An 18799-nucleotide genomic window follows, 5' to 3' on the forward strand; every position below is an offset into this window, starting at 1 on the left:
AAATACCCCGCGCCGGAACGCCGGCTGGCGGGGTGTCTGCTTTGGCGGGCCCGCGCAGCGGGCGGGTGCGTTACATCACGCGGCTGCGGTACTCGCCGGTGCGGGTGTCGATCTCGATCTTGTCGCCGATTTCGCAGAACAGCGGCACGGGCAGCTCCCAGCCGGTGTTGATCTTGGCGGGCTTGAGCACCTTGCCCGAGGTGTCGCCGCGCACGGCCGGCTCGGTATAGGTGATCTCGCGCACGATGATGGTCGGCAGCTCGACGGAGATGGCGCGGCCTTCGTAGAAGACGACCTCGACCTGCATGCCTTCCTCGAGGTAGTGCAGGGCATCGCCCATGCTGTCGGCCTCGACCTCGTACTGGTTGTACTCTTCGTCCATGAAGACGTACATCGGGTCGGCGAAGTACGAGTAAGTGCATTCCTTGCGGTCGAGCACCACGACTTCGAATTTTTCGTCGGCCTTGTAGACCGACTCGCTGCCCGAGCCGGACAGCAGGTTCTTGAACTTGAGCTTGACGACCGCGGCATTGCGGCCCGACTTGTTGTACTCGGCCTTCTGGACCACGAGGGGCTCATTGCCCACCATGACCACGTTGCCCACGCGCAGTTCCTGTGCGGTTTTCATTGGTAAAACTCCGGTATTTTCCAGACGATTCCGTCTGCATGCTGGCGGGCGGAAACTGGCAGATCCCTCGCCAGGCCCCCGCGACTGATTGCTATGACTGCGATTGCTGCTGTGGCTACCCGCCGCGCCCGCGCCCCTGCACGCCGCGCTGGGTAAACCATTTATTCTAGCCTGTTTGCGCCCGATTTTCGCAGAAGTCGGCCAGTGCGTCGGCCAAGTCCTTCCGGCGCGCCGCCTGCCGGGTCCATTGCGCGGCCGCCGCCTGCCAGCCGGCCCAGGCGGGTTCGGCCAGGGCCGCGCCCAGCGCCGCCTCGAACGCCGCCTCGGCCTGGGCGCGCTGGGTGCCCGTATGTTCGGGCAGGGCGCGGTTCCAGGCCAGCATGGCCTGGCGCACCGCCGCCGGCGGCGCATAGCGGTCCAGCCAGGCCTGCAGCTTGGGCTGGTGCGCCTGTTCGGCCTGGGGATAGATTTGCCAGAGCATCGGCCTGCCGGCCCAGAGCGCGCGCACGAAGGAATCCTCGCCGCGCACCAGGTTCAGGTCGGCGCTCCAGAGCAGGCGGTCGAAGCCGGGCTGGTCCACGAAGGGAATACGCGCCAGCCGCGGCATCGAGCCGGTTTGGCAGTGGCTGGCCGCCAGCGCCTGCTCGGCCTGCGGCGCCACGCCTTGCGGCACCAGCAGCACGCTGGGGCGGGAGTCCCTTGCCAGGGCGCGCAGCAGGCCCTGCACCGGCGCATGGGCATAACAGAACAGCGTGACCAGGCGCGCGCCTTCGCGCCAGGCCTGCAGCAGCGCATCGGACAGGCCCAGCCGCTGCTCCAGCAGGCGCTCGGCCTGGCCCCGGTCGGCCTGCCAGGCGTCGCGCTGGGCGATCAGGCCAGGTTCGCGCAGCAGCCCGCCGGTGGCCGGCGTGAAACCGGGAAAAAAGAAGAATTTGCGCTGGCCGCCGGCCTGGGGCGAGGGCAGGGCGTGGCAGTGCTCGACCCAGTCTTCCGCGCTCAGGTACTCCAGGTTGATCCACACGGTGCCTTGCCCGGCCATGCGCGCGACGTAGTCGGCGGGCGGATCGCAAGCAAAGGCCTCGATGGCCACCTGGCCAGGAGCCAGCTCGGGCAGCGGGTCGCGCCAGCGTATCAGCTCGATGCCTTGCACCTGTTGCCTGGCCTGGCTCGGGTCCACCTCGGGCGCGATGGCGGCGAAGGCCGGCAGGGCGTCCACCCATAGCCGCACCCGCCAGCCACGCCCCTGCGCCAGCCTGCGGGCCAGCCGCCAGCACACGCCGATGTCGCCGTAGTTGTCCACGACCCGGCAGAAAATATCGGCCAGCATGTGGGCGGCCCGGCTTCAGTGAAAGTGCGTCGGCGCGCTGTCGGCTTCCTCGGGCAGCTCCGGGTGCACCATCTCGCCCAGGGGATTGGGGAAGTAGGGCGCGCCGCAGTCTTCGCAGTATTCGGGCGGCAGCAGGCCGGGCAGGCGGCGGATGTCGGCCACGCCGTGCTCCTTGAGCAGGGCCGCGATTTCATCGACGGTGTCCGGCGCTTCCTCGTCGGTCGCCGCGATCTCTTCCTCGCGGCCGTAGACGGGCCAGACGCAGCCGTAGAGCACGTCGTTGCGGCTGCGCGGCGTGAAGCTGACGCGGTATTCCTCCACGCCCGCCGTGCCGCAGGCCCCGATTACGGCGCGCAGCTGGTCCGGCGGCATGGACACGGCGGTTTCCAGCCAGGCCAGCGCCGCCTTCAGGGCGAACGGGCGCACGCGCCGGTCGGCCTCGCGGTTGCTGACGTAGTAGGCATCGGGCAGCAACAGCTCCAGGCCGCAGCCGGGCAGCAGCGCGGCCAGCGTGGGCTGGACCTGCTCGGTCCAGCGCGAGAGCGCCTGGCTGCGGCCGTGGCCGGCCTGGCCGGGCTCTTGCCAGATGAACAGGGGCGCGCCCTCGGGCACCGCCACCGCCGCCACCAGGTAGCGGGTGTCGGCCAGCATGGGCGGGGCGTCCGGATCCGGGTCGGCGCCCAGCGCCGGGGCGGGGGCGGGCAGGCCCAGGGCTTGCGAGCCCAGCCGGTTCAGCCATTGCCAGGTTTCGGAAAAGGTGCGCGGCATCTGGTCCAGGCTGACCAGGTGCGGCAGCAGCGCCAGCCGGGCGTCCTGCGCCAGGATGTGGCCATGCAGCTGGGCGCGCAGCGTATCGCGGGCCGCCTCGGGAATGGGCGCCGAAGGAATGTTGTAGCGGGTCCAGGCCACCACGGGCGCCACCACCAGCAGCACGTCGTGCCGCACGCCGTCCTTGTCCAGCGTCATGGATTCGGAATGGGTTTCGGCCTGCTCGATCAGCACTTCGTAGCCGCCGGCGTTCAGGCGCGAGAGATGGTCCAGGGCCGCTTCCAGGGTGGCGTCGTTGCCGGCGCGCAAATGCTTGCCGATCAGCCGTGCGAGCTCGGCCTCCCAGTAGCGGTCTTCGACCCGGCTGCCCGATTCGTCCAGCGCCAGCGCAAGGGCGACCAGACGGGAGGCATCCCGGTTCAGGCGAGGAGAGGAAGGGGTGCGGTTGCGGGCCATGAAATCGTAGTGACCGATAGGAGTTTGAAAGGCGTAACACGCTAGTTTACTGTCAGTGGGCCCAGGGCCGAAGCCGTGGGCGCGGCCCCGCGCGCCGAGCGATTGGTCCAGGCATGGAACGGCAAGTCGCGTCCGGCGCGGTTTATCGCCGTATCCGGATCGGGGACAATTCCCGCATTCCATCATGGCCCGGAGCCCGCATGCGCCTGCCCACCCTTTTTGTCTCCCACGGCTCGCCCATGCTGGCGCTCGATCCGGGCCAGGCCGGCGCCGCGCTGGCCGCCTGGCCCGCCACGCTGGCCGGCAGGCCCTCGTCGATCCTGGTGGTCTCGCCGCACTGGCGCGGCCCCGGGCTGGCCATCTCGACCCGGGCGCGGCAGCAGGCCTGGCACGACTTCGGCGGTTTTCCCGCGCCGCTCTACCAGCTTGCGTATGCGCCGCCCGGCTCGCCCGGCCTGGCGCAGCGGCTGGCCGGCCTGCTGGCGCAGGCGGGCATGGCGGCCCGCGCCGATGCCGAGCGTCCCCTGGATCATGGCGCCTGGGTGCCCTTGCGCTATCTGTATCCCCAGGCGGACATCCCGGTCGTGCAGCTCTCGCTCGATGCCGGGCGCGACGCGCGCGCCCAGCATGCCCTGGGACAGGCGCTGGCGCCGCTGCGCGAGCAGGGCGTGCTCATCATCGGCTCGGGCTCGCTCACGCACAACCTGCGTCACGTGCAGGCGCGCCGCGACGCGCCGCCGTTGGCATACGTGCCGGCATTCCAGCAGTGGTACGCCCGTCATTTGATGGCCGGTGACACCGAAGCCTTGTTCGACTGGCAGCGCCAGGCGCCCGGCGCCTTGCAGGCGCATCCGCACGACGACCATCTCATGCCGCTGTACGTGGCTTTGGGGGCGGGCGGCATGCCGGCGCGGCGATTGACCGACGAAGTCACCTACGGGGCGCTGGCGATGGACGCCTGGGCCTTCGGCACGCAGGACTGAACCGCCGCCGCCCGGCCCGGCCCGCGTGCCCCTGGAGGTTTGGCTGCAACAGGGGTACACTTTGTTTTTTAGTGGGATCCCACCTGTATCCAAATTGATGAGCCGTCTAGCAATCCCGTCCCCTTCGCTTGATGACGAAACCGAGCTCAGCGTCTCCGAGCGGACCTATCAAGCCCTGCTCGGGCGCATCGTCTCGCGCCAGATCCGCGCCGGCGAGGTGCTCGAAGAGCGCCGCCTGGCGGCTGAATTCGCCGTGTCGCGCACGCCCATGCGGGCCGCCCTGAACCGGCTGCTGGGCGAGAAGATTCTTTCGCGCCTTTCCAACGGTTCCATCGTGGTCCAGCAGTTCGGCGCGGCCGAACTGCTGGAGCTGCTGCAGATCCGCCGGCTGCTCGAAGGCGAAGCGGCGGCCATGGCCGCCGGCCGCATTCCCGCCGCGATGCTGGAGTCGGTGCGGCTGCGCCTGCTCGATGTCATGCAAGGTGACCGCCCCGAGAGCGCGGACTGGACGGCAGACAACGAAGTCCATGACCTGGTGGCCAATTTCTGCGGCAACAAGTCGCTGGCCGGCATGATCGCGGACGCCCGCCGCCGCGCGCGCATGTGCGCGGTCGAACTCGTACCCGAGCGCTCGGTGCTGGCTCGGCAGGAACACTTGGCCATCGTCCAGGCTTTGCAAAGCCGCGATGGCGAACAGGCTCGCGCCGCCATGGTCGGGCATCTGGACAATGTGCGCAGCACCTTCATCAAGACGCTGGGGTATCTCGACCATGGCGCATGAGCCGCAAACGCGCCAGGTGCGGGCCGTGCCCCTGACCCGCGAGGCCTTCGCCCCCTTCGGGGATGTCATCGAGCATGCGGGGCCCGGGCGGCGGCGCCACCTGGACGTGCCGTTCGAGCACGGCGCCATGGCAACGCGCCCGGCGATGTGGGTCAGCCGGGCAGGGCAGGCCTGCGCGCTGCCGTGCCGCCTGCAGAACATGGAGCGCCACCCGCATAGCGCGCAAAGCTTCATTCCCCTGAGCGGCGCGCCATACCTGGTCGTGGTGGCGCCCGAGGCCCGGGACGGCACGCCCGACCTGGGTCGCCTGCAGGCTTTCGTGGCCGCCGGCAGCCAGGGCGTCTGCTACCGGCCCGGGGTGTGGCATCACGGGCTGTCGGTGCTGCAGGCCCCGGCCGAGTTCGCGGTGGTGATGACGCTGACCGGGACGGGCGAGGACGACGAATTCTGGCCGATGCCCCGGCCCGTGGACATCCTGCCGCCCGAGGCGGCTTGCGCACCGGAGCCTTGCCATGCGCCCTGATTGCCTGCAACGCGACTTCGTCGGCTACGGTCCCAACCCGCCCGACCCGAAATGGCCCGGCGGCGCGCGCCTGGCGCTGAACTTCTGCATCAACTACGAGGAAGGCGGCGAGCCTTCGGTCCCGGACGGCGATGACGCCTCGGAAACGGGGCTGACCGAAGGCGGGGGCGGGGGCTTTAGCGGCCGGGACCTGGCGGCCGAATCGATGTTCGAATACGGCAGCCGCGTCGGCTTCTGGCGTGTCATGCGCCTGCTGCGCGAACGCGGCCTGCCAGCCACGATATTCGGCTGCGCGCTGGCGCTCGAGCGCAATGGGCTCGCGTGCCAGGCCATCCGCGAGGCGGCCTGGGACGTATGCGCGCACGGCTATCGCTGGGAGCGCCACCAGAATCTTTCCGAGTCCCAGGAGCGCGAGCGGATACGCCGCACGGTCGCCTCGATCCAGGCCTTGCTGGGCGAGCGTCCGCACGGCTGGTATTGCCGCTACGGTCCCAGCGTGAACACCCGGCGGCTGGTCGCCGAAGAGGGCGGCTTTCTGTACGACTCCGACTCCTACAACGACGAGCTGCCCTACTACGTGCAGGTCGGCGGGCGGCCCCACCTGGTCCTGCCTTACGGGCTGGCCAACAACGACGCGAAATTCATACGCGGGGCCATGGCAACCGGGACGGACCTGTTCGAATACCTGCGCGATGCCTTCGACATGCTTTATCGCGAAGGCGCTACGCAGCCCCGGATGATGTCCGTGGGCTTGCATCTGCGCCTGGTCGGCCAGCCCGGCCGGGCGGCCGGGCTGGAGCGGTTCCTGGACTATGTGGCGCGGCAAGCCGGGGTCTGGGTGTGCCGGCGCGTCGATATCGCGCGGCACTGGCTGGCCGTGCACCCGCCGTCCGAATAAGGCGCGGCCTTGATGCCCGCCTGAACGGCGGGCAACGATCACCATGACAACAACGGAGACAGCAATGGACAAGAACAACGGTATCGACCTGCGCAGGCGCGCGCTGGCCGGCGCGCTGGCGCTGGGCCTGGCCGCGCCGGCCGCCATCGCGCAGGCCCAGCCCGCCTACCCCAGCAAGCCCATCAGGCTGGTCACGCCGTTCCCGCCGGGCGGGGCGGCCGATACGCTGGCGCGCGCGCTGGGCAAGAGCATGAACGAGGCCACGGGCACGCCAGTGGTGGTGGAGAACCGGGCCGGCGCGGGGGGCACCATCGGCACCGCCACGGTGGCCAAGGCCGAGCCCGACGGCTATACGCTGCTGCTGGGAAACGTATCCACGCTGGCCACCGCGCCCAGTCTCTACGCCAAGCTGCCTTATGACCCGTTGCGGGACTTCACGCCGATCACGCTGGTCGGCCGCAGCCCGCTGGTATTTTCGGTCGGCCCCGGCGTGCAGGCCGGTACGCTGCCCGAACTGGTCGCGCTGGCCAAGTCCGACCCGGGCAAGCTCAACTACGGCTCGTCGGGCGCGGGCAGCATCACCCACCTGACGGGCGAGCTGCTCAATATCGCCGCCGAGGGCTCGATGGTGCACGTCCCGTACAAGGGCAGCGCCCCCGTGGTCATGGCCATGATGTCCGGAGAGCTCGACGTGGGCGTCACCCAGGTTGCCGAGATGCTGCAGCAGTACCGGGCCGGCCAGGTCCGGCCGCTGGCGATCACCGGCACCCGGCGGCTGGATGTCGTGCCGCAGGTGCCGACCGCCCAGGAGCTCGGCGTGCCCAACCTCGAGGCCACCACCTGGTATGCGGTGGTCGCGCCGCAAGGCCTGCCGCCGCAGGTCGCCCAGACCTTGCAAGCCATGATGGCCAAGGCGCTGGACAACCCCGAATTCAGGAAGCGGTACGCCGACGAAGGGCTGATCCTGGAGTCGTCCTCCTCCGAGGCCTTGGCCGAGCTGATGCGCAAGGAAGTGGCCAGCTGGGCCGAGGTCGTCAAGCGCTCGGGCGTGAGGCTGGACTGAAACGCCAGGCGGCGGCCTGCGGTTTTGCGCATAGGCCGGATCCCAGCCGCGTTGCAAGGAGTGCGTGCATGCTGCGCGTACAAGAAAAAGCCCGGCAGGCGCCGGGCTTGCAGGCGCGGGCGCCCTGGCCTCAGGCGGCCAGCAGCTGCCGCAGCACGAAGGGCAGGATGCCGCCGTGCTTGTAGTAGTCGGCCTCGATGGGGGTGTCCACGCGCAGCGTAAGCACCACGTCCTGGCGGCTGCCATCCTTGCGGTGGATGGTCAGCGTCACGTCCTGCATGGGCTTGATTCCGTTTTCCAGGCCCGAGATGTCGTAGGTCTCTTCGCCGGTGATGCCCAGGGACTGCACGCTGTCCTCGCCCTTGAATTGCAGGGGCAGCACGCCCATGCCGACCAGGTTGCTGCGGTGGATGCGCTCGAAGCTGCGGGCGATCACGGCCTTGACCCCCAGCAGCTGCGTGCCCTTGGCGGCCCAGTCGCGCGAGGAGCCGGTCCCGTATTCCTCGCCGCCGAACACCACGGTGGGCGTGCCCTGGGCCACGTATTGCATGGCGGCGTCGTAGATGGACATCTGTTCGCCCGAAGGCTGGAACAGCGTTTCGCCGCCTTCGAAGCGGCTGCCGTCCGGGCGCGGCGGGATCATCAGGTTCTTGATGCGCACGTTGGCGAAGGTGCCGCGCATCATGATTTCATGATTGCCCCGGCGCGAGCCGTAGCTGTTGAAGTCGGCCTTCATCACGCCGTGCTCCTTGAGCCAGCGGCCGGCAGGCGAGTTCTCCTTGATGGAGCCGGCCGGCGAGATGTGGTCGGTGGTGACCGAGTCGCCGAAGATGCCCAGGGCGCGCGCGCCCTTGACGACCGGGATCGCGCCCGGGGTCATGTCGAAACCGGCAAAGAAGGGCGGCTCGGCGATGTAGGTCGATTCGGGCCAGTTGTACAGGTCGCCGGACACGCCCTTGATCTGCTCCCACAGCTTGCCGGGATTGCCCTTGACCTGGCTGTAGTTGGCGCGGTAAGCGTCGGGGTTGAGCGCGTGCCGCACCAGCGCGTCGATTTCCTCGGTGCTGGGCCAGATATCGCCCAGCCACACGTCGCCCTTCTTGCCGCGGCCCACCGGCTCGGTCATCAGGTCGCGCGTGACCGTGCCGGCCAGTGCGTAGGCCACCACCAGGGGCGGCGAGGCCAGGAAGTTGGCCTTGATGTTCGGGTGGATGCGCGCCTCGAAATTGCGGTTGCCCGAAAGCACGGCCGCGCATACCAGGTCCTCGGAGAGGATGGCCTCGTTCAGGTCGGCGGCCAGGTCGCCCGCGTTGCCGATGCAGGTGGTGCAGCCATAGGCCGCCACGTCAAAGCCCAGCTTTTCCAGGTAGGGCAGCAGGCCGGTCTTGACCAGGTATTCGGTCACCACGCGCGAGCCGGGGGCCAGCGAGGTCTTGATGTGCTTGGATATCGTCAGGCCGGCCTCGACCGCCTTCTTGGCCAGCAGGCCCGCGGCCAGCATCACGCTGGGGTTGGACGTGTTGGTGCAGGAGGTGATGGCGGCAATGAGGATGTCGCCGTTCTTGATCCGCGTGCCGGCGCTGGTGGTGTAGACCTTTTCCAGCTTGTCGGCGGGCTGGTTGAAGCCGTTCTCGCTGGCCGGCCGCGAGAACAGGTCGATGAAGGTTTCCTTGACCTTGCCGATCTCGATGCGGTCCTGCGGGCGCTTGGGGCCGGCCAGCGAAGGCGCGACCGTGGACAGGTCCAGCGTCAGCAGCTTGGTGTACTGGATGTCGCGCGCGCGCGGCACGCCGAACATCTTCTGCGCCTTGAAATAGGCCTCGAAGGCGGCGATTTCCTCGGCGGTGCGGCCGGTGCCCTCGAAGTATTCGATGGTGCGGTCATCGACCGGGAAAAAGCCCATCGTCGCGCCGTACTCGGGCGCCATGTTGCCGATGGTGGCGCGGTCGGTGACCGACAGGCTGGCGGTGCCTTCGCCGCAGAACTCGACGAACTTGCCCACCACTTTTTCACGGCGCAGCATCTCGGTCAGCGTCAGCACCAGGTCGGTGGCGGTGACCCCGCCGCGCAGCTGGCCCTTGAGCTCGACGCCGACCACGTCGGGCGTCAGGAAATACACCGGCTGGCCCAGCATGCCGGCCTCCGCCTCGATGCCGCCCACGCCCCAGCCGACCACGCCGATACCGTTGATCATGGTGGTGTGGCTGTCCGTGCCCACCAGCGAGTCGGGGTAGTACACGCCCGTGGCCTTGTCCCGGTGCACGCCGCGCGCCAGGTATTCCAGGTTGACCTGGTGCACGATGCCAAAGCCCGGGGGCACCACGCCGAAGGTATCGAAGGCCTGCATGCCCCACTTCATGAACTGGTAGCGCTCCTTGTTGCGCTGGAACTCCAGCTTCATGTTCAGGTCCAGCGCGTTCTTGGTGCCGAAGTAGTCGATCATCACCGAGTGATCGACCACCAGGTCCACGGGCACCAGCGGCTCGATGCTCTTGGGCGATTTGCCCATCTTGGCGGCCACCCCGCGCATGGCGGCGATGTCGGCCAGCAGCGGCACGCCGGTGAAGTCCTGCAGCACCACGCGCGCGACCACGAAGGGGATCTCGTCCTCGCGCCTGGCATTGGGCTGCCAGCCGGCGAGCTGGCGCACGTGCTCTTCGGTGACCTTGTTGCCATCGCAATTGCGCAGCACGGACTCGAGCACGATGCGGATGGAAACGGGAAGGCGCTGCACGTCGATGCCCAGTGCCTTGCCCAGGGCCGGCAAGGAATAGTACTGACAGGACTGCTTGCCTATCTTGAAGGTTTTCAGGGTATCGAACGTGTTGTGCGGCATGATGGACTCCGTGAGGTTGGCCTTCAGGCGCAAGCCGTGGATGGCGGCGTGTGCGGGTACCTGAATTGTATGTGAGCGCCGGGTTCTGTGGCACTCTTATGTCTTATATAAGAGTTACGAAAGCATACCGCAATCAGGCTTGCGGTGCACGCGCCGCGGCCATGCGGCCGGCATGGAAATTCAGCATCAGCCCGGCCATCACCAGGCCGGCCGCCGTCAGCTTCCACAGGGGCAGGGCTTCGGCCAGCAGCAGGGCCGAGGCCAGCATGCCGAACACCGGCACCAAGAGCGCCATCGGGGTCACCGTGGCGGCGGGATGGCGCATCAGCAGCCAGTTCCAGGCGCCAAAGCCAAAGATCGTATTGCCGACGGCCTGCCACAGCACCGACGCCCAGGCCCCGGCGCCGGCCTGGGCCAGGGCGCTGGCCCAGGCCGGCGCTCCTTCGGTGAGCAGGCTCAGCAGCGTCAGCGGACCGATGGCGAACAGGCTGCTCCAGACGGTGAAGGACACCATGTTCAGGCGTCCGGCGCGGCGTACCAGGACATTGGCGCAGGCCCAGCAGACGGCCGCCGCCAGCACCAGCGCCAGGCCCAGCAGCGTCAGGGCCGCCTCGCGGTCGGCCGCGCCGTGCCAGGCCACGATGGCGTAGCCGGCGGCTGCCAGCCCCAGCGCCGCGGCTTGCGTGCGCGACAGGCGTTCGCCCGAAAAGGCCATGGACAGCAGGATCGTGAAGAACACTTGCGACTGGATGACCAGCGAGGCCAGCCCCGGCGTAATGTCGCGCTGCATGGCCCAGTACAGCAGCCCGAACTGGCCCACGCCGATCAGCGTGCCGAATCCGGCCAGGTAGGGCCACGGCACGGCGGGACGGCGAAAGAAGAAGATCCAGGGCAATGCCGAGAGCAGGAAGCGCAGCGCGGCGAACAGGAACGGCGGGAAGTCCGCCAGCCCCCATTTGATGACCACAAAATTCGTGCCCCATATAAAAACCACGGACAGGGCAAGGAGGAAGTGGCTAAGCGGCATTGCGGCGGGGGCTGGGCAGGATGGGGCAGGGCGGGGCCAAGCGGGCAGTGTAGCGAGTCCGGCTGACAGGCGGCTGGCGGAATCCCCTCCCGCGCGAAGCGGCGGCGGGCTGGCGGCATGGCGTGTTGCCGTAATATGACGATCTTCACGCCCCAAGGCTTCCCGCCGGCGGCTTTCCTGCGCTGCATGTCTCTCGCTGCCCTTTCCCTGGTCGTTCTTGCCGCCATCATCCATGCCGGCTGGAACCTCCTGGCCAAGCGCGCCGCGGCGGTGGGCCCGGTATTCGTGTTTTCGTACGCCTTGTGCTCGGCCGTCCTGTACCTGCCCTGGGCGGCATGGGCGCTGATGGACGGGGACATGCGCTGGACCGTGCCCGCGGCGCTGTGCGTATTCGCGAGCGCCGCGCTGCACCTTTTCTACAGCCTGTGCCTGCAACGCGGCTACCAGGTGGCGGACCTGTCCGTCGTCTATCCGGTGGCGCGCGGGACCGGGCCGCTGCTCTCTTCGGTGGCCGCCTTCGCGCTGCTGGGCGAGACGCCGCATCTGTCGACCGTCGCTGGCGTGCTGTGCGTGGTGGCCGGCATCTTTTGCATCGCCACGCAAGGGCAGTGGGCCCGGTTCGCCCAGCCCCAGGCCTGGACGGGGGTGCGCTGGGGCGCCTGTACGGGTTTGCTGATCGCCTGCTATACGGTGGTCGATGCCTATGGCGTCAAAGTCCTGCTGATCTCGCCCATATTGCTGGACTGGTTCACCAGCGCCCTGCGTGCCGGCATGCTGGCGCCCTACGTGGCGCGGCAGGGCCGCCGCGGCTGGCAGGCCATGCGCGGCTACTGGCCGCTGGCCTGGGCTATCGGCGCGCTGGCGCCCTTGTCCTACATTCTCGTGCTGCAGGCCTTGCGCGGCGGCGCGCCGGTCAGCCTGGTGGCGCCGGCGCGCGAGATGTCCATGATGGCGGGAGCCTTGCTGGGCATGCTGGTGCTGGGCGAGAAGGCCGGGCCTTGGCGTCTGGCCGGCTGCACCATCCTGATCGGCGGAGTGGTCCTGCTGGGCGCTTAGCCGCGCCAGCCGCCAGCCGCCAGCCGCGGGGCGGCGCTGTTGCCGGCCCGCAACGGTTGCGCCAGGATAAAAATATATTTGGTAATGAGAATGATTGTCTTTGTTAATATTTTTCCCTAGACGGCGCCCGTCACGGATCCCGGGGAAACGTGCGGCCGCCATGGGGCTTTCGCCGCCTTTGCCGGCGCGCCTGGCCGGCGCGCCTTTTTTCCCGCCGCACTTCGGAATCTCCATGAAGAAAAACAAGCTTGTCCTTGCCCTGGCCGCAATCGGGGCGGCCGGCGCCGCGCATGCGCAAGGCGCCGCGGACACCCCTGGAACCGTCATCCAGATGCAGGCCGTCCGCGTCCAAGCCAGCGCGGATGCGTCCGCCGAAGGCCTGGCCGCGCCGTATGCGGGCGGGCAGGTCGCTACGGGCGGGCGCATCGGCATCCTGGGCACCCGCGACAACATGGAAACGCCCTTTAGCGTGACCAGCTATACCAACGAGCTCATCCAGGACAGGCAGGCGCGCAGCGTGGCCGACGTGCTGCAGAACGATCCGGGCGTGCGCATGGGGCGGGGCTTCGGCAATTTCCAGGAAACCTACTTCATCCGCGGGTTCATCCTCTATTCCGACGACATCGCCTACAACGGCCTGTACGGGATGCTGCCGCGCCAATACATCGCCAGCGAGTTCTTCGAGCGTGTCGAGGTGCTGCGCGGGGCCTCCACCTTCCTGAGCGGCGCGGCGCCCGCCGGCACGACCACGGGCGGCGCCATCAATCTCGTGCCCAAGCGCGCCCCGAACGAGCCGCTGACGCGTGTGACGGCCGGCGCGGGCAGCGGCGGGCAGGCGTCGCTGTCCACGGACGTGGCGCGCCGCTACAACGAGGATCGTTTCGGCATCCGCTTCAATGCCGTTGCGCGCGGCGGCGACACTGCCGTGGACGACGAAAGCTCGCGCCTGGGCGCGGGCCTGCTCGGGCTGGATTGGCGCGGCGAGAACGTGCGCCTGTCGGCCGACATCGGCTGGCAGGACAACCGGCTCAAGCGCACCCGCCCCAGTGTCCGCGTCTCGGGGCTGGACACCTTGCCCGACGCGCCCAAGGCCAGTTCGAACTGGGCGCAGTCCTGGACGCATTCGAATGAACGCGACACCTTCGCCACCTTGCGCGGCGAGTACGACTTCAACGACCGTATCACGGGCTGGGCGGCCTTCGGCGTGCGCGACAGCAAGGAAGACAACCTGCTGGCCGGCTTGAGCCTGACGGACGGGCGCACCGGGGACGGCACGAGCTATCGTTTCGACAACGTCCGGGAAGAACTGGTGCATACCGGCGAGGTTGGCTTGCGGGCCAAGGCCCGCACCGGCGCGGTGGGACATGAGTTCGTCGTTTCGGCCAACTACTACGATCACCGTGAAAAGAACGCGGCGGGTATGACTGCCAGCCTCGCCACCAATCTCTACGAGCCGGTCAGCTATGCCAAGTCTGATTTCGGGCCCTTTACCTGGGCTGGCGGAGACCTGGACGATCCCGGCTTGCTGGGGCGCACGCGCACGCGCAGCTTTGCGCTGGGCGACACGATGTCGTTCGTCGACGAGCGGGTGCTGCTGACGCTGGGCCTGCGCCACCAGCGCATCGCCACGCGCAGCTACAACTACAGCGCCGACCAGCTCACCGACAGCTATGCCGCCAGCCGCAATTCCCCGGCGGCCGGCCTGGTGTTCAAGATCGATCCCCGTTTCTCGGTCTACGCCAACTACATCGAGAACCTGGTCAAGGGGGCGACCGCGCCGAGCGACGCGATCAACGCCGGCACCACGCTCAAGCCCTACGTCTCGCGCCAGAAGGAAATCGGCCTGAAGTACGACGGCGGCTCGCTGGGCGCGGGCCTGGCCTTGTTCTCGACCAACAGGAAAAGCGGCCAGATGGACGAGAACGACTTCTTCTCGGCTTCCGGCGAAGACCGCCATCAGGGCGCAGAGTTGACCGTGTTCGGCGAGGCCGCGCGCAACGTCCGGGTATTGGGCGGGGTGACATGGCTGGATGCCAAGCGGCGCGACACGGGCACCGAGGGCCTGGACGGCAAGCGGGTCATCGGCGTGCCGCGCTGGCAGGCCAACCTGGGCGCCGAGTGGGACATCCCCGGCGTGGACGGCCTGACGGTGGACGGCCGCCTGGTCTATACCGGTTCGTCCTATGCCGACGCGGCCAATACGCTGCGCGTGCCCAGCTGGACCCGCTTCGATGCCGGCCTGCGCTACGTGACCGACGTGGCCGATCGCCTGGTGGTACTGCGCGCCCGGGTCGAGAACATCGCCAACCGCGACTATTGGGCCACGGTGGGCGGCTACCCCGGCCAGGGCCACCTGACCCTGGGCACGCCGCGCACCTTCTGGCTCAGCGCCAGCATGGAGTTTTGAGCGACCTTCCCATCGCGTAGCCGTTCCCATGCGGGTGGCCCTGCGTTGCCAGGGCACCGCATGGGGATCCGGCCGCCGGCAGAGCCCCCGCCCAAGCACGCCGAAGCGCTGGACGCGCGCTATTGCACCTGTACGTTGGCGCTCTTGACCACGCCGGCCCAGGTTTCGTGTTCCTGCCGGATCAGGGCATCGAGCTCGGCGGGGGGCAGGTAGCGCAGCTCGGCGCCCTGCTTGCCCAGCTGCTGCTGGAGTTCGGGCTGGGCCAGCACCTTTTGCAGCGCGGCGCTGAAAATGTCGATGGCGGCCTGTGGCGTGCCCTTGGGCGCGGAAAAGCCGAACCAGTTGTCGGCCTCGAAGCCCGGCACGCCGCTTTCGGCCACCGTGGGCACGTCAGGCAGCAGGCTCACGCGCCGGCTGGAAGCCACCGCCAGATACCGCAGCTTGCCGCCTTGCACCAGCGGCATCGAGCCGGGAATGCTGTCGAACATCATGGCCGCGCTGCCGTTGACCAGCTCGGGCAGCGCCTGCGAGCTGCCTTTGTAGGGAATGTGCAGGGCCTGGGTGCCGGTCTTGAGCAGGAACAGCTCGGATTCCAGGTGCGACAGCGTGCCGGTGCCCTGCGAGGCGAAGTTATGCTTGCCGGGGGCCTGCTTCAGGTACTCGACCAGGCCGGCCAGGTCCTTGACCGGCAGGCCGGCTGGCACGACCAATGCGTGCGGGACCGCGCCCACGCCGCCGACCGGCTCGAAGTCCTCGATCAGGCTGGCCGGCTGCTTGGCATAGACCGAGGCCGCGATGGCCTGGTTGGTGATGGCGGCCAGGTACATGGTGTAGCCGTCCGCCGGCGCCTTGGCGGCGGCGGCCAGCCCGATGGCCCCGCCTGCGCCGGGGCGGTTCTCCACCACGATGGGCTGGCCCAGTTCCTTGGACAGGGCCGCGCCCACGGCCCGCGCCAGCACGTCGGTGGCCCCGGCCGGCGGGAAGGAGATGATGACCTGGACGGCCTTCTCCGGGTAGGCGGCGTGGCTGGCCAGCGGCGCGGCAGCCAGCGCGGCGGCGCCGGCCAGCAGGCCGGCCCAGCGGCGCAGGCCGCTCAGGCAAAGGGTGCGCGACGGCGCGGGAAGTGCGAGAGACGTTGCGTGCTGCATGAGGAAACCCTGGTGGTTGTCTGGCGAGAGGGCGGCACGGGGCCGCGACGGGCGTTCTGAAGCAAGACACGTGCCAGCCTGCCAGGCCCTCTTGGCTACAAGAGCCTGCGCAAGATCATCGCAATTTTGCACCCAAACGGTGCCCGCCGGCCCACGGCGGGGCGGCAAAACAAAACCCCGGCGGGCCGCCTGGCCCAGCCGGGGTATATCGGCCCCGGCGCCGCGAGGGCGCCGGGATCCAAGCGCGTGCCGCCTACACCTGCACGGTGTCGGCCACGTCCTTGTAGTCCTCGATCTTGTCGAAGTTCAGGTACTGGTAGATCTGCTCGCCGCTCTGGTTGATCACGCCCATGTCGGCCAGGTATTCCTGCTTGGTCGGGATGCGGCCCAGCTTCGAGCAGATGGCGGCCAGTTCGGCCGAGCCCAGGTAGACGTTGGTGTTCTTGCCCAGGCGGTTGGGGAAGTTGCGGGTGCTGGTGGACATCACCGTGGCGCCCTCGCGCACCTGCGCCTGGTTGCCCATGCACAGCGAGCAGCCCGGCATTTCGGTGCGCGCGCCAGCCGTGCCGAACACGCCGTAGTGGCCTTCCTCGGTCAGCTGCGCGGCATCCATCTTGGTGGGCGGGGCCACCCACAGCTTGACCGGGATGTCGCGCTTGCCTTCGAGCAGCTTGGACGCCGCGCGGAAGTGCCCGATGTTGGTCATGCAGCTGCCGATGAACACCTCGTCGATCTTGGCGCCGGCCACGTCCGACAGCGTCTTGACGTCGTCCGGATCGTTGGGGCAGGCCACGATGGGCTCGTGCACGTCGGCCAGGTCGATCTCGATGACGGCGGCGTATTCGGCGTCGGCATCGGGCTCGAGCAGCTTGGGATCGGCCAGCCAGGCCTCCATGGCCTTGATGCGGCGCGCCAGCGAGCGCTCGTCCTGGTAGCCGTTGGCGATCATCCACTTGAGCATCACGATGTTGCTGTTGATGTACTCGATGATCGGTTCCTTGTTCAGGCGCACCGTGCAGCCGGCGGCCGAGCGTTCGGCCGAGGCGTCCGACAGTTCGAAAGCCTGTTCCACCTTCAGGTCGGGCAGGCCTTCGATCTCCAGGATCCGGCCCGAGAAGATGTTCTTCTTGCCCTGCTTGGCCACGGTCAGCAGGCCCTGCTTGATGGCGTAGTAGGGGATGGCGTTGACCAGGTCGCGCAGCGTCACGCCCGGCTGCATCTTGCCCTTGAACCGCACCAGCACCGATTCGGGCATGTCCAGCGGCATCACGCCCGTGGCCGCGGCAAAGGCGACCAGGCCCGAGCCGGCCGGGAACGAGATGCCGATCGGAAAGCGCGTATGCGAATCGCCGCCGGTGCCCACCGTGTCGGGCAGCAGCATGCGGTTGAGCCAGGAGTGGATCACGCCGTCGCCCGGACGCAGCGAGATGCCGCCGCGCGTGCTGATGAACTCGGGCAGGGTGTGGTGCGTCTTGACGTCCACGGGCTTGGGATAGGCGGCGGTATGGCAGAACGACTGCATCACCAGGTCGGCCGAGAAGCCCAGGCAGGCCAGGTCCTTGAGTTCGTCGCGGGTCATGGGGCCGGTGGTGTCCTGGCTGCCCACCGAGGTCATCTTCGGCTCGCAGTAGGTGCCGGGGCGGATGCCCTGGCCCTCGGGCAGGCCGCAGGCGCGCCCGACCATCTTTTGCGCCAGGCTGAAGCCGCGGCCCGAGTCGGCCGGGTTCTTGGGCAGGCGGAACAGCGTCGAGGGCGGCAGGCCCAGCGCTTCGCGCGCCTTGGCGGTCAGCCCGCGGCCGATGATCAGCGGGATGCGTCCGCCGGCGCGGACCTCATCGAACAGCACCTCGGACTTGACCTGGAATTCGGCGATGACCTTGCCGTCCTTGAGCGCCTTGCCCTCGTAGGGGCGCAGCTCGATCACGTCGCCCATCTCCATCTGCGAGACGTCCAGCTCGATGGGCAGGGCGCCGGCATCCTCCATGGTGTTGTAGAAGATCGGGGCGATCTTGCCGCCCAGGCACACGCCGCCGAAACGTTTGTTCGGCACGAAGGGGATGTCCTGGCCGGTGAACCACAGCACCGAATTGGTGGCCGATTTGCGCGAGGAGCCGGTGCCCACCACGTCGCCCACGTAGGCCACCAGATGGCCCTTTTCCTTCAGCTCGTTGATGAACTGCACGGGGCCGCGCTTGCCGTCTTCCTCGGGCACGAAGGCAGCGCCTTCACGCTTGTTCTTGAGCATGGCCAGCGCATGCATGGGAATGTCCGGGCGCGTGGTGGCGTCGGGGGCCGGAGACAGGTCATCGGTGTTGGTCTCGCCCGGCACCTTGAAGACGGTGATGGTCAGGCTCTCGGGCACCTCGGGGCGGCTGGTGAACCACTCGGCCTCGGCCCAGCTTTGCAGCACGGCGCGCGCGTTGGCATTGCCCTGGTCGGCTTTTTCCTTGACGTCGTGGAAGGCGTCGAACATCAGCAGCGTGGTCTTGAGCGCACCGGCGGCGATGGCGCCCACTTCGGCGTCGTCCAGCAACTCGATCAGCGGCCCGATGTTGTAGCCGCCCAGCATGGTGCCCAGCAGCTCGGTGGCGCGGGCGCGGCTGATCAGCGCACACGGTTCCTTGCCCAGGGCCACCGCGGCCAGGAAGGAAGCCTTGACCTTGGCGGCGTCGTCCACGCCGGCCGGCACGCGATGGGTCAGCAGCTCGACCAGCGTCTGCTCCTCGCCCTGGGGCGGGTTCTTGATCAGATCGATCAGTTCGGCGGTCTGCTTGGCAGACAGGGGCAAGGGCGGGATGCCCAGGGCTGCGCGTTCGGCAACGTGTTGGCGGTAGGTTTCCAGCATGGAGGCGGGCCTGCTTAAGGTCGGGTTGGTCGAAGGGTTATGGCGGGCGATTG

14 protein-coding genes are annotated in these 18799 nt (G+C 68.5%); 7 read left to right on the forward strand and 7 right to left on the reverse strand.

Annotated elements, in window-relative coordinates; translation table 11 throughout:
* Window positions 1-70: 70 nt before the first annotated feature.
* The 3 genes from efp to V8Z80_RS05720 form a co-directional block, all read right to left on the reverse strand.
* A complete protein-coding gene (efp, locus tag V8Z80_RS05710) occupies window positions 71-628 on the reverse strand; it encodes an elongation factor P (RefSeq protein ID WP_155195602.1) in 558 nt (185 codons plus the stop codon).
* Window positions 629-794: 166 nt separating this feature from the next.
* Entirely contained in the window at window positions 795-1955 is a 1161-nt protein-coding gene (earP, locus tag V8Z80_RS05715) for an elongation factor P maturation arginine rhamnosyltransferase EarP (RefSeq protein WP_336061325.1), read from the reverse strand.
* Window positions 1956-1970: 15 nt separating this feature from the next.
* Entirely contained in the window at window positions 1971-3179 is a 1209-nt protein-coding gene (locus tag V8Z80_RS05720; protein ID WP_336061326.1) for a DUF2863 family protein, read from the reverse strand.
* Between the two features lie 200 nt (window positions 3180-3379).
* Here V8Z80_RS05720 and V8Z80_RS05725 point away from each other — a divergent pair, with 200 nt between their 5' ends.
* The 5 genes from V8Z80_RS05725 (at window position 3380) to V8Z80_RS05745 (ending at window position 7427) form a co-directional block, all read left to right on the forward strand.
* Entirely contained in the window at window positions 3380-4162 is a 783-nt protein-coding gene (locus V8Z80_RS05725) for a DODA-type extradiol aromatic ring-opening family dioxygenase (protein WP_336061327.1), read from the forward strand.
* Between the two features lie 97 nt (window positions 4163-4259).
* Window positions 4260-4943 (forward strand): GntR family transcriptional regulator, encoded by a 684-nt coding sequence (locus V8Z80_RS05730; RefSeq protein ID WP_155195598.1) that lies wholly within the window; start codon window positions 4260-4262, stop codon window positions 4941-4943.
* Window positions 4933-5466, forward strand: a complete 534-nt coding sequence (locus tag V8Z80_RS05735) for an ureidoglycolate lyase (RefSeq protein ID WP_336061328.1) — start codon at window positions 4933-4935, stop codon at window positions 5464-5466. The genes V8Z80_RS05730 and V8Z80_RS05735 overlap by 11 nt, the downstream gene beginning before the upstream one ends.
* Window positions 5456-6364 (forward strand): allantoinase PuuE, encoded by a 909-nt coding sequence (locus tag V8Z80_RS05740; protein WP_336061329.1) that lies wholly within the window; start codon window positions 5456-5458, stop codon window positions 6362-6364. The genes V8Z80_RS05735 and V8Z80_RS05740 overlap by 11 nt, the downstream gene beginning before the upstream one ends.
* Window positions 6365-6428: 64 nt before the next feature.
* Complete coding sequence (locus V8Z80_RS05745; protein ID WP_336061330.1) at window positions 6429-7427, forward strand: Bug family tripartite tricarboxylate transporter substrate binding protein; 999 nt, start codon at window positions 6429-6431, stop codon at window positions 7425-7427.
* Window positions 7428-7557: 130 nt separating this feature from the next.
* On the opposite strand, the gene acnA is transcribed toward V8Z80_RS05745, so the two are convergent.
* Together acnA and V8Z80_RS05755 are read right to left on the reverse strand one after the other, a co-directional pair.
* A complete protein-coding gene (gene acnA / locus V8Z80_RS05750; RefSeq protein ID WP_155195591.1) occupies window positions 7558-10263 on the reverse strand; it encodes an aconitate hydratase AcnA in 2706 nt (901 codons plus the stop codon).
* 133 nt (window positions 10264-10396) lie between these two features.
* The gene (locus tag V8Z80_RS05755) at window positions 10397-11290 is read right to left on the reverse strand and encodes an EamA family transporter (RefSeq protein WP_155195590.1); all 894 of its coding nucleotides are present in this window, start codon (window positions 11288-11290) and stop codon (window positions 10397-10399) included.
* A 186-nt stretch (window positions 11291-11476) separates the two neighbouring features.
* Between V8Z80_RS05755 and V8Z80_RS05760 the strand changes: the two genes are divergently transcribed.
* Both V8Z80_RS05760 and V8Z80_RS05765 read left to right on the forward strand, forming a co-directional pair.
* Complete coding sequence (locus tag V8Z80_RS05760) at window positions 11477-12346, forward strand: EamA family transporter (protein WP_336061331.1); 870 nt, start codon at window positions 11477-11479, stop codon at window positions 12344-12346.
* Window positions 12347-12578: 232 nt separating this feature from the next.
* Window positions 12579-14753 (forward strand): TonB-dependent receptor, encoded by a 2175-nt coding sequence (locus V8Z80_RS05765; RefSeq protein ID WP_336061332.1) that lies wholly within the window; start codon window positions 12579-12581, stop codon window positions 14751-14753.
* 119 nt (window positions 14754-14872) lie between these two features.
* Here the strand turns inward: V8Z80_RS05765 and V8Z80_RS05770 are convergent, their stop codons facing one another.
* The gene (locus V8Z80_RS05770) at window positions 14873-15901 is read right to left on the reverse strand and encodes a Bug family tripartite tricarboxylate transporter substrate binding protein (RefSeq protein WP_336061333.1); all 1029 of its coding nucleotides are present in this window, start codon (window positions 15899-15901) and stop codon (window positions 14873-14875) included.
* 253 nt (window positions 15902-16154) lie between these two features.
* The gene (gene acnB, locus V8Z80_RS05775; RefSeq protein ID WP_155195586.1) at window positions 16155-18746 is read right to left on the reverse strand and encodes a bifunctional aconitate hydratase 2/2-methylisocitrate dehydratase; all 2592 of its coding nucleotides are present in this window, start codon (window positions 18744-18746) and stop codon (window positions 16155-16157) included.
* Window positions 18747-18799 lie beyond the last annotated feature (53 nt).

The sequence above is a fragment of the Orrella sp. JC864 genome (assembly GCF_037026685.1).
Taxonomy (GTDB): domain Bacteria; phylum Pseudomonadota; class Gammaproteobacteria; order Burkholderiales; family Burkholderiaceae_B; genus Orrella.

Excerpts from the sequence above, each read along its gene's own strand:
- efp (WP_155195602.1), bottom strand. The coding sequence starts at position 628 with ATGAAAACCGCACAGGAACTGCGCGTGGGCAACGTGGTCATGGTGGGC.
- earP (WP_336061325.1), bottom strand. The coding sequence starts at position 1,955 with ATGCTGGCCGATATTTTCTGCCGGGTCGTGGACAACTACGGCGACATC.
- V8Z80_RS05720 (WP_336061326.1), bottom strand. The coding sequence starts at position 3,179 with ATGGCCCGCAACCGCACCCCTTCCTCTCCTCGCCTGAACCGGGATGCC.
- V8Z80_RS05725 (WP_336061327.1), top strand. The coding sequence starts at position 3,380 with ATGCGCCTGCCCACCCTTTTTGTCTCCCACGGCTCGCCCATGCTGGCG.
- V8Z80_RS05730 (WP_155195598.1), top strand. The coding sequence starts at position 4,260 with ATGAGCCGTCTAGCAATCCCGTCCCCTTCGCTTGATGACGAAACCGAG.
- V8Z80_RS05735 (WP_336061328.1), top strand. The coding sequence starts at position 4,933 with ATGGCGCATGAGCCGCAAACGCGCCAGGTGCGGGCCGTGCCCCTGACC.
- V8Z80_RS05740 (WP_336061329.1), top strand. The coding sequence starts at position 5,456 with ATGCGCCCTGATTGCCTGCAACGCGACTTCGTCGGCTACGGTCCCAAC.
- V8Z80_RS05745 (WP_336061330.1), top strand. The coding sequence starts at position 6,429 with ATGGACAAGAACAACGGTATCGACCTGCGCAGGCGCGCGCTGGCCGGC.
- acnA (WP_155195591.1), bottom strand. The coding sequence starts at position 10,263 with ATGCCGCACAACACGTTCGATACCCTGAAAACCTTCAAGATAGGCAAG.
- V8Z80_RS05755 (WP_155195590.1), bottom strand. The coding sequence starts at position 11,290 with ATGCCGCTTAGCCACTTCCTCCTTGCCCTGTCCGTGGTTTTTATATGG.
- V8Z80_RS05760 (WP_336061331.1), top strand. The coding sequence starts at position 11,477 with ATGTCTCTCGCTGCCCTTTCCCTGGTCGTTCTTGCCGCCATCATCCAT.
- V8Z80_RS05765 (WP_336061332.1), top strand. The coding sequence starts at position 12,579 with ATGAAGAAAAACAAGCTTGTCCTTGCCCTGGCCGCAATCGGGGCGGCC.
- V8Z80_RS05770 (WP_336061333.1), bottom strand. The coding sequence starts at position 15,901 with ATGCAGCACGCAACGTCTCTCGCACTTCCCGCGCCGTCGCGCACCCTT.
- acnB (WP_155195586.1), bottom strand. The coding sequence starts at position 18,746 with ATGCTGGAAACCTACCGCCAACACGTTGCCGAACGCGCAGCCCTGGGC.